Source organism: Amycolatopsis pithecellobii (genome assembly GCF_009707865.1).
Lineage (GTDB): Bacteria > Actinomycetota > Actinomycetes > Mycobacteriales > Pseudonocardiaceae > Amycolatopsis_E > Amycolatopsis_E pithecellobii.
In genome coordinates, this window is record NZ_WMBA01000072.1 from 32643 (window position 1) to 41315 (window position 8673).

8 protein-coding genes are annotated in these 8673 nt (G+C 66.7%); 3 read left to right on the forward strand and 5 right to left on the reverse strand.

Annotated elements, in window-relative coordinates:
- Positions 1-2: 2 nt before the first annotated feature.
- The 4 genes from GKO32_RS32235 to ddaH all read right to left on the reverse strand — a co-directional run bounded on the left by GKO32_RS32235 (position 3) and on the right by ddaH (position 3702).
- On the reverse strand, positions 3-650 hold the full coding sequence (locus GKO32_RS32235) for a PIG-L deacetylase family protein (RefSeq protein WP_376766020.1): 648 nt from the start codon (positions 648-650) through the stop codon (positions 3-5).
- Positions 647-1444, reverse strand: coding sequence for a sugar phosphate nucleotidyltransferase (locus GKO32_RS32240; RefSeq protein WP_312868931.1), 798 nt, complete (start codon positions 1442-1444; stop codon positions 647-649). The genes GKO32_RS32235 and GKO32_RS32240 overlap by 4 nt, the downstream gene beginning before the upstream one ends.
- Positions 1441-2685 (reverse strand): class I SAM-dependent methyltransferase, encoded by a 1245-nt coding sequence (locus GKO32_RS32245; protein ID WP_154760680.1) that lies wholly within the window; start codon positions 2683-2685, stop codon positions 1441-1443. The genes GKO32_RS32240 and GKO32_RS32245 overlap by 4 nt, the downstream gene beginning before the upstream one ends.
- A gap of 186 nt (positions 2686-2871) precedes the next feature.
- Complete coding sequence (gene ddaH, locus GKO32_RS32250) at positions 2872-3702, reverse strand: dimethylargininase (protein WP_246245050.1); 831 nt, start codon at positions 3700-3702, stop codon at positions 2872-2874.
- Between the two features lie 73 nt (positions 3703-3775).
- Between ddaH and GKO32_RS32255 the strand changes: the two genes are divergently transcribed.
- The 3 genes from GKO32_RS32255 to GKO32_RS32265 all read left to right on the forward strand — a co-directional run bounded on the left by GKO32_RS32255 (position 3776) and on the right by GKO32_RS32265 (position 7452).
- Positions 3776-4222 carry an Lrp/AsnC family transcriptional regulator gene (locus tag GKO32_RS32255; RefSeq protein WP_312868932.1) on the forward strand — a complete coding sequence of 149 codons (447 nt, stop codon included), beginning with the start codon at positions 3776-3778 and terminating at the stop codon, positions 4220-4222.
- Positions 4223-4483: 261 nt separating this feature from the next.
- Positions 4484-6388 (forward strand): 2-oxoacid:acceptor oxidoreductase subunit alpha, encoded by a 1905-nt coding sequence (locus GKO32_RS32260; RefSeq protein ID WP_154760682.1) that lies wholly within the window; start codon positions 4484-4486, stop codon positions 6386-6388.
- Positions 6385-7452, forward strand: coding sequence for a 2-oxoacid:ferredoxin oxidoreductase subunit beta (locus tag GKO32_RS32265; RefSeq protein ID WP_154760683.1), 1068 nt, complete (start codon positions 6385-6387; stop codon positions 7450-7452). The genes GKO32_RS32260 and GKO32_RS32265 overlap by 4 nt, the downstream gene beginning before the upstream one ends.
- 59 nt (positions 7453-7511) lie before the next feature.
- On the opposite strand, the gene GKO32_RS39480 is transcribed toward GKO32_RS32265, so the two are convergent.
- Positions 7512-8673, reverse strand: a 1162-nt coding sequence (locus GKO32_RS39480) for a sunset domain-containing protein (protein WP_446680223.1), incomplete at its 5' end; no start/stop codon positions are given.

Here is an 8673-nt window from a genome sequence, read left to right on the forward strand (position 1 = left end):
GCTCAGCCCTCCAGATCCATCGTGAACTTGTTGACATGGAAGGCTTCCGCGTACCTTGCATTGCACTCGATACCGCGAATCCTTGCCAGACCGAGGAATGCCTCGCGGTCGTACCACGGACGGTGCCGCTGCGAACCGTAGTGTTCTTGCAGTAGCTCGACCTTCTGGCCCGCCCGCACGGGTGTGAGCGGCTGGTAGGCGTTCGGCCTGCCGAGATCGCCGTCCCACTTGACGATCTCGTAGCCGAGCACCAGATGGTCGCGGAACGCGGTCGGCACCAGTTTCGCCAGCCCGCGGTGGTCCTGATGCAGATCGTCGGTCCGCGGCGCGAAGATCACGTCTGGGTCGGTCCGGCCACGCAGTTCCTCCACTGCGGACTTCGCCTCGTCCCAGTGCGCGGGAAGCCGCCCGTCAGGCAGCTTGAGCACGGTCACCGAAAGATCCGCCTCTGGACAAAAGGCAGCGAGCGCGGCACGTTCCTCGTCTTCCCGCTCGCTGCCACCGCCCGAAAGCACCAACGCGTCCACCCGGATCCCTGGCCGCGCCGAGCACAGTGTGAGCAGGGTGCCGCCGGCCCCGATCGCGATGTCGTCACAGTGCGCCCCCAGTACCGCCACTGTCCGCAGTGGACCGGCACCCAGCCCGATCACGCGAAACTCACCGCGCGCTTGCTGTTCTCCCACAACGCCCATGGCCGCTCACCCCGCGTGTAGCCGTCGTCAAGCGCGGCACGCTCCTTCACGGTGTCGGTCGGCTTCCAGAAGCCGCGGTACGGGTACGCCAGCAGGCGACCGCGCTTGGCGAGCTCGGCACAGCCGTCGGCAACCAGGTCACCGTTCTCCGGGATGTGGTCGAAAACATCTTGCCGCAGCACGAAATACCCGCCGTTCTCCCACAGCGGCATTTCGCTGACCGCCGTAATGGAGCCGACCATCCCGCCCTCGTCCATCTCGACACAGTGGAACGAGGACTGCGGCGGCACCACCATCATCGACGCGCCGGCCTCGCTGTTTTCGAACCGCTCGATCATCTCGGGCAGTGGGGCGTCGGTGAGCACGTCGGCGTAGTTCGCGAGGAACATCTCGTCCCCGTCCAGGTACTGGCGAACGCGCCGCAGCCGTTCCCCGATCGGCGACTCGATTCCGGTCTGCACGAAGGAAATCGACCAGTCCGCGATGTCGGTCGACAGCAGCTCGGCCTTGCCACCGCGCAGCACGAAATCGTTGGACGTGGTTTCCTCGTAGTTGAGGAAGAAGTCCTTGATGTGGTGTGCTCCGTAGCCGAGGCACAGGATGAAATCCGTGTGCCCGAAGTGCGCGTAGTAGCGCATCACATGCCAGATCAGCGGTCTCGGCCCGACCATGGCCATCGGCTTCGGGACGTCAGAGGCGTTACCGCTGCGCATCCGCATGCCGTAGCCCCCGCAGAACAGGACGACCTTCACTGTAAATTCCCTGCCTTCCCCACGACTTCCACGTGCGGGATGGGGAACACCAGTCGCCCACCCCACTCCTCCACATAGGACAGTTGTTCGGTCAGCTCGGTCCTGAGGTTCCAGGGGAGCACGAGCACATAGTCCGGCCGGTCCGCGGCGATGCGTTCCGGCGGCAGGACGGGAATCCGGGTGCCAGGCGTGAACCGGCCGTGCTTGTACGGGTTGCGGTCCACCGTGTAGGCGAGCAGGTCCGGCCGGATACCGCAGTGGTTGAGCAGCGTATTGCCCTTGCCGGGCGCGCCGTAGCCGACGACGGTCTTGCCTTCCTCGGCCGCGGTCACCAGGAATTTCAGCAAATCGCGCCGGACCCGGTTGACCCGTGCGGCGAACTCCGTGTAGCCGGACAGTTCGTGCAGCCCGGCCGCCTTCTCACTGGCCAGGACGTCGATCATGCGCCGACTCGGCTCGCCCGCGGCTTCGTCAGGTTGCGCCCAGAGCCGGATGGAACCACCGTGCGTCGGCAGCAGTTCGACGTCCACAAGCGACAGTCCGCCCGCGGCCAGCGCCCGGCGAGCCGATTCCACCGTGTAGTACTGGAAATGCTCGTGGTAGATGGTGTCGTACTGGGTCTTCTCGATCAGCGTGAGCAGGTGCTGCACCTCGATCGACACCCAGCCGTCGTCGGTGACCAGCGCTCGCAACCCCTTGGTGAAGCCGATCACGTCCGGGATGTGGGCGTAGACATTGTTCGCGACAACGAGATTCGCGGGACCATGGTCGGCACGGACGGCGGCACCGGTCTCCGGGCTGAGGAACGCGGTCATCGTCGGCACCCCGGCATCCCGCGCGGCCTGTCCGACGTTTACCGATGGCTCGACGCCGAGGCAGCGGATCCCCTGTGCCACAACGTGCTTGAGCAGGTACCCATCGTTGCTGGCGACCTCGACGACGAACGAGTCGTGGTCCAGTCCCAGCCGGTCCACCGCACCGCGCACGAACTGGCGGGCATGCTCGACCCACGATTCCGAATAGGACGAGAAATACGCATACTCGGTAAAGGTGTCTTCTGGCGTGATCAACGGCGGCAGCTGCGCCAGCCAGCATTCCGAGCAGACCCGCAAATGCAACGGATATGTGACCTCAGGCTCATCGAGCTGATCTACCGTGAGGAATCGCTCACATGGCGGAGTCGCGCCGAGATCGACGACACTTTCCATGTTCGTCGAACCACAGAGTCGGCAGGTGGTCATCGTCAGGTGCTCCTAGGCTCACGAACGCGGCGTGCGTACACCCCTGATTCGGGTAGCCCCGGAGTCTTGTTACAGAGCGGGCGTGCGCAGGGTGCGTCCGATCCCGAACTGAGACATCGCCACGTGCCTGCCCGGAAACCATTGTGCTACGAGGGAAACTATTCGACTGAACCAGATCGCATCTGGTTACTTCCGGATCTCCAGCGTGCAGCACTTGGGTCCGCCACCGGCTTTACGCAGCTCGGAGATGTCGGCGAAGACCGGCTCGTAACCACGGTCGGCGAGGCGATCCGCGAGCGCGGTCGCCTCGACGGGCAGCACCACGTTGCGTCCGTCGGACACTCCGTTGAGCCCGAAGCACTCCGCGTCCGCGGCACCGGCCAGCACGGCGTCCGGGAACAGGTGAGCCAGAACCCGTTGCGAGCCGGGGGAAAACGCCTCCGGGTAGTACGCGAGCTGAGCCGGCGCGGAATCCGTCGCCTCACTCACCACGAACAGCGCGGTGTCGAGGTGGTAGTAACGCGGGTCCACCAACCGTAGTGACAGCACCGGCACGCCGAGTATTTCCTGTGCCTCCGCATGCGCTTCGGGGTCGGTCCGGAAACCTGTGCCGGCCAGGATCATCCGGCCGGTCCACGCGAAGTCGCCCTCGGCCTCGTTGATCCGCGACGGCATGACCACGTCGCGGTAACCGTGCTCGACGAACCAGCGCCGGTAGTGCTCGGCTTCGGGCACCCGCTGGCGCGCCCGGAACCGGGCGCCGAGCACGCGCCCGCCGATCACCAAGCCGGAGTTGGCCGCGAACACCATGTCGGGCAGGCCCGGTTGCGGCTCGATTTCCTCGACGGTGTGCCCGAGGCGGCGATAGGTGTCACGCAGCGCGGTCCATTGCGCCAGCGCACGCGACACGTCGACCGGCTGCGACGGGTCCATCCAGGGATTGATCGCGTAGTCGACGGCGAAGTAGCGAGGCGGGCACATGAGGTAGCGGCGGGTCAACGGCACCCGGGTGGTCATGAATCCACCGTATGGCTCGATTCAGCGACAATCAATCGCGTCTTCTTGCGCTGATACCTGCTAAACATTGCGTGTGAACCAGTTGGATCAGCGAATCGTTTCGTGTCTGGTGACGAACGCGCGGTCGAGCTACGCCGAGATCGGCAAAGTCGTCGGTCTGTCGGCCCCGGCGGTGAAACGGCGGGTCGACCGGCTGCTCGAAACCGGTGTGCTGCGCGGGTTCACCGCGGTCGTCGATCCGGAGGCGCTGGGCCGCGGCACCGAGGCGTTCGTCGAGGTGCACTGCCGTGGCAACGTGCAGCCGGCCCGGATCCGCTCGCGGCTGGAACCGCTCCCCGAGGTGGTGGCCGCCTACACCGTGACGGGCGCGGCGGATGCGATCGTGCACCTGCGCGCCGCCGACATCCACCAGCTGGAGACCGCGCTGGAACGCCTGCGCGGGCTGGAGATCATCGATCGAACGGTGTCCACGGTCGTATTGTCGAGACTGCTCGAGCGGCCGCCGACACCAGAGGCTTAAACCGTCTCACCATGTGGACTGCCAATGGTATTCACCAAGCCGCGCCGGCTGACCTTGCCCCTTATCCTGCAGCTCACCGCGGCGGACACTGAGCTCGGGCTCGGCGGGAATCGCTCGCTTCGCCTGCCTACGGTAAGGCAGGTCACACCGCCCGACGCCCGCCACAAAGGCGAAGTAAGGTAGAGGTATCGGCATCGGCGGCAGTGCGCCCGGCACCCTGGTGAGACACGGGTAAGCCGGGAGAGAGGGATTCCCTGACAGATGAGCACGAGTGCCAATGGCAACGGCGCGTTGTCGGCAACCCGTCAAACCGAGATCGCCAAGCTCGACCGGGTCGTCATCCGGTTCGCCGGTGACTCCGGTGACGGAATGCAGCTGACCGGTGACCGGTTCACCTCGGAGGCCGCGGCCTTCGGGAACGACCTCGCCACCCTGCCCAACTACCCCGCCGAAATCCGCGCACCCCAGGGCACGATCCCGGGTGTCTCGTCCTTCCAGGTCCACTTCGCCGACTACGACATCCTGACCCCGGGCGACCGGCCGGACGTCCTCGTCGCGATGAACCCCGCGGCGCTCAAGGCGAATCTCGCCGACCTGCCGGCCGGGGGCACGCTGATCGTGAACACCGACGAGTTCACGAAGCGGAACCTGACGAAAGTCGGTTACAGCGCGAACCCGCTCGAGGATGAGACGCTGTCGTCGTATCACGTGCACCAGGTCGCGATGTCCACGCTGACGCAGGGTGCCCTCGCGGACACGGGGCTGGGCAAGAAGGACGCCGAGCGCTGCAAGAACATGTTCTCGCTCGGGCTGCTGTCGTGGATGTACCACCGGCCGACCGAGGGCACCGAACGGTTCCTGCGCGAGAAGTTCGCGAAGAAGCCCGACATCGCCGAGGCGAACATCCTGGCGTTCCGCGCGGGCTGGAACTACGGCGAGACCACGGAGTCGTTCGCGACGACGTTCGAGGTCGCCCCCGCGAAGCTCGCGCCCGGCACGTACCGGCAGATCACCGGAAACACCGCGCTGGCCTACGGGATCGTCGCGGCGGGCCAGCAGGCCGGACTGCAGGTGCTGCTCGGGACGTACCCGATCACCCCCGCGTCGGACATCCTGCACGAACTGTCCAAGCACAAGAACTTCGGCATACTCACGTTCCAGGCCGAGGACGAGATCGCCGGCATCGGCGCCGCGCTCGGCGCGTCCTACGGTGGCGCGCTGGGGGTCACCTCGACGTCCGGCCCCGGTATCGCGTTGAAGTCGGAGACCATCGGGCTCGGCGTGATGCTGGAGCTGCCGCTGATCGTGATCGACGTGCAGCGCGGTGGGCCGTCCACCGGTCTGCCGACCAAGACCGAGCAGGCGGACCTGCTGCAGGCGATGTTCGGCCGCAACAGCGATTCGCCGGTCGCGATCATCGCGCCGCGCTCGCCCGCCGACTGCTTCGACGCCGCATTGGAAGCCACCGCGATCGCGCTCAAGTACCGCACCCCGGTGCTGATCCTGTCCGACGGTGCGAACGCCAACGGCTCCGAGCCGTGGCTGGTCCCGGAGGTGTCGACACTGCCGGACCTGCACGTCGAGTTCGCGTCGAAACCGAACGCGCAGGACGGTTCGGACGAGTTCTGGCCGTACGTGCGGGATCCGGAGACGCTCGCGCGCGAGTGGGCGATCCCGGGCACAGCCGGGCTGCAGCACCGCATCGGCGGGCTGGAAAAGGCTGACGGGAAGGGCAACATCTCCTACGACCCCGATAACCACGACCACATGGTCCGGCTGCGGCAACGCAAGATCGACGGTATCGACGTGCCGGACCTGGTGGTCGATGATCCCAGCGGCGGCAAGGCCCGGATCCTGGCGCTGGGCTGGGGTTCGTCGTTCGGCCCGATCGGGGCCGCGTGCCGGCGCGTGCGCAAGGCGGGAATGCCGATCGCGCAAGCACATCTGCGTAACCTCAACCCGTTCCCGAAGAACCTCGGCGCGGTACTGGCGTCGTACGACAAGGTTGTGGTGCCGGAGATGAACCTCGGCCAGCTCGCGTTGCTGCTGCGCGCGAAGTACCTGGTCGATGTGCACTCCTACACCAAGGTCGCCGGCCTGCCGTTCAAGGCCGAGGAACTGCAGAACGTCTTCACCGACATCATCGAAGGAGCGCTGACCCGATGACCGCCACCGACCTCGGGCTACCGGCACTGGGTGGTCTCGACCTGGTGCCGACCACCGACGAGGCGCAGAAGGCGAAGGACTACAAGTCCGACCAGGAAGTGCGCTGGTGCCCCGGATGTGGTGACTACGTCGTGCTCAACACGGTGCAGTCGTTCCTGCCGACGCTGGGGTTGAAGCGCGAGAACATCGTGTTCATCTCGGGCATCGGGTGCTCCTCGCGGTTCCCGTACTACCTCAACACGTATGGCATGCACTCGATCCACGGCCGCGCGCCCGCGATCGCGACCGGTCTGGCGACGACGCGGCCGGATCTTTCGGTGTGGGTCGTCACGGGTGACGGTGACGCGCTGTCCATCGGCGGGAACCACCTGATCCATGCCTTGCGCCGCAACGTGAACTTGAAGATCCTGCTGTTCAACAACCGGATCTACGGGTTGACGAAGGGGCAGTACTCGCCGACCAGTGAGCCGGGCAAGGTCACCAAGTCCACGCCGATGGGCTCGGTGGACACGCCGTTCAACCCGGTTTCCCTTGCCCTGGGCGCGGAAGCCACGTTCGTCGGCCGGGCGCTGGACTCGGACAAGGCCGGGCTGACGGAGGTCCTGACGGCCGCCGCCCAGCACCGCGGTTCCGCGGTCGTGGAGATCTACCAGAACTGCCCGATCTTCAACGACGGCGCGTTCGATGTGTTGAAGGACAAGGACGAAGCCGCGCAACGGCTGATCCCGCTGCGGGCGGGCGAGCCGATCCGCTTCGGCCCGGACAGCGAGTACGGCGTGACAACCACCGGCTGGGGCGGTTTCGAGATCGGCAAGGTCTCGGAGATCGGCGAGGACAACGTGGTTGTTCACGATCCGACGATCACGGACACCGCGTACGCGTTCGCCTTGTCGCGGCTGGGAGACCAGAGCCTGAACCACACGCCGACGGGCATTTTCCGTCAGGTGCAGCGCCCGACTTACGACGATCAGGCGCGCGCCCAGGTGGAGGACGCCCGCACCCAGCGGAGGCCGGACCTGCAATCCCTGCTTACGGGCAAGGACACCTGGACGGTCATCGCCTGACCCTGCGACAGCCGGTTCCCCGTCGGGGAACCGGCTGTCGTTTTTCGGTCACCGGTTGGTCAGGACGACAGTGACCGGAACCCGACCCGCTCGGCGTCGGCCACAGAGCGGAACCACACCTCGGCGACCATGCGGGTGAACTGGGGGGAATCCTCGGTGCAGTAACGCAAAGCCGTCACGCTCGCCTTGACCGTGTATTCCTCGGAGGGGCGGCCACCACCGGGCCGGGGCATCGCCGACCCCGGTCCGAACGGTCCGGGCGGGGTGTCCTCGGACAGGTGCGTTCGAGCGGGCGGCGGGGTGGGAGCCGCCGGTTCGGGAGCGGCATGGGCGCCTCGGGCGGCGGAGTTGGGACGCACTGTAGGTTCGAACAGCGAGCCACTGCGGCCGCCTTCGTCCGCCACGGGCTCACGCCGCTCGATCGACCGCATCGACGGCCGCGGCGGCTCGAAACTACTGCGCGGCGTCGACCGCGGCTGACGCTTTGGCAAGATCGCGGTCGACTCAGTGGCTTTGCCGGGCTCCTCGGTCGTTTCCGGCTCCCCAAAGGCGTATGCCGGCGCTTCTTCCTCAGCGGCCGCATGCGACCCATAGCTGTGTTCCGGCTCCGCTTGCGACGCGTAGCCGCGGCTTGGCTCCGGCTGCGCGTTGGGGTCGAACAACGAACCCGGCAGGGAACCCCGCTCGTGTTCCGAGGCAGGCGCGAACAGCGACCCTGCCTCATGCCGCGGCGGCTCCGGCTCTGCTCGCTGGAGCGGCTCAGCCTGCTGGAACGACGCGAAGATCGAAGTCTTCTCGGCGTCCGACTCGTGGCGAGCTGGGGGCGGGCGGTCGAGGCCGCCAAGATCAGATTGCATGGGCTCAGACGTCCGCCCACCAAGAGGATCCGCGTCCGGCCCGGCACTCGCCGGCTCCGACCCTTGCTCGCCAGAACCGTCCCGCTCAACCCCAAGCGCCGCAGACTCCGCCGCCCGCCCGAACCGATCCAGCTCCAACCGCTCCGACTCGGGTCCCGCCACCCGCTCATCGAGGCCACCCTGCGCGGCCTGCTCGGGCGCTGGGTTCAGCACGTCACCAAATCCGCCGCGGCCACTGCCAGCCGACGTCAGCTCCGGCTCGTGGTCACCAAAACCACCCGGCTCGAACTGCTCTGGCGCCTGCTCCCCCAGACTCCCCCGACTGGCCACCGCCGCATCTGAGATCTGCTCTCCGAGGCTGCCC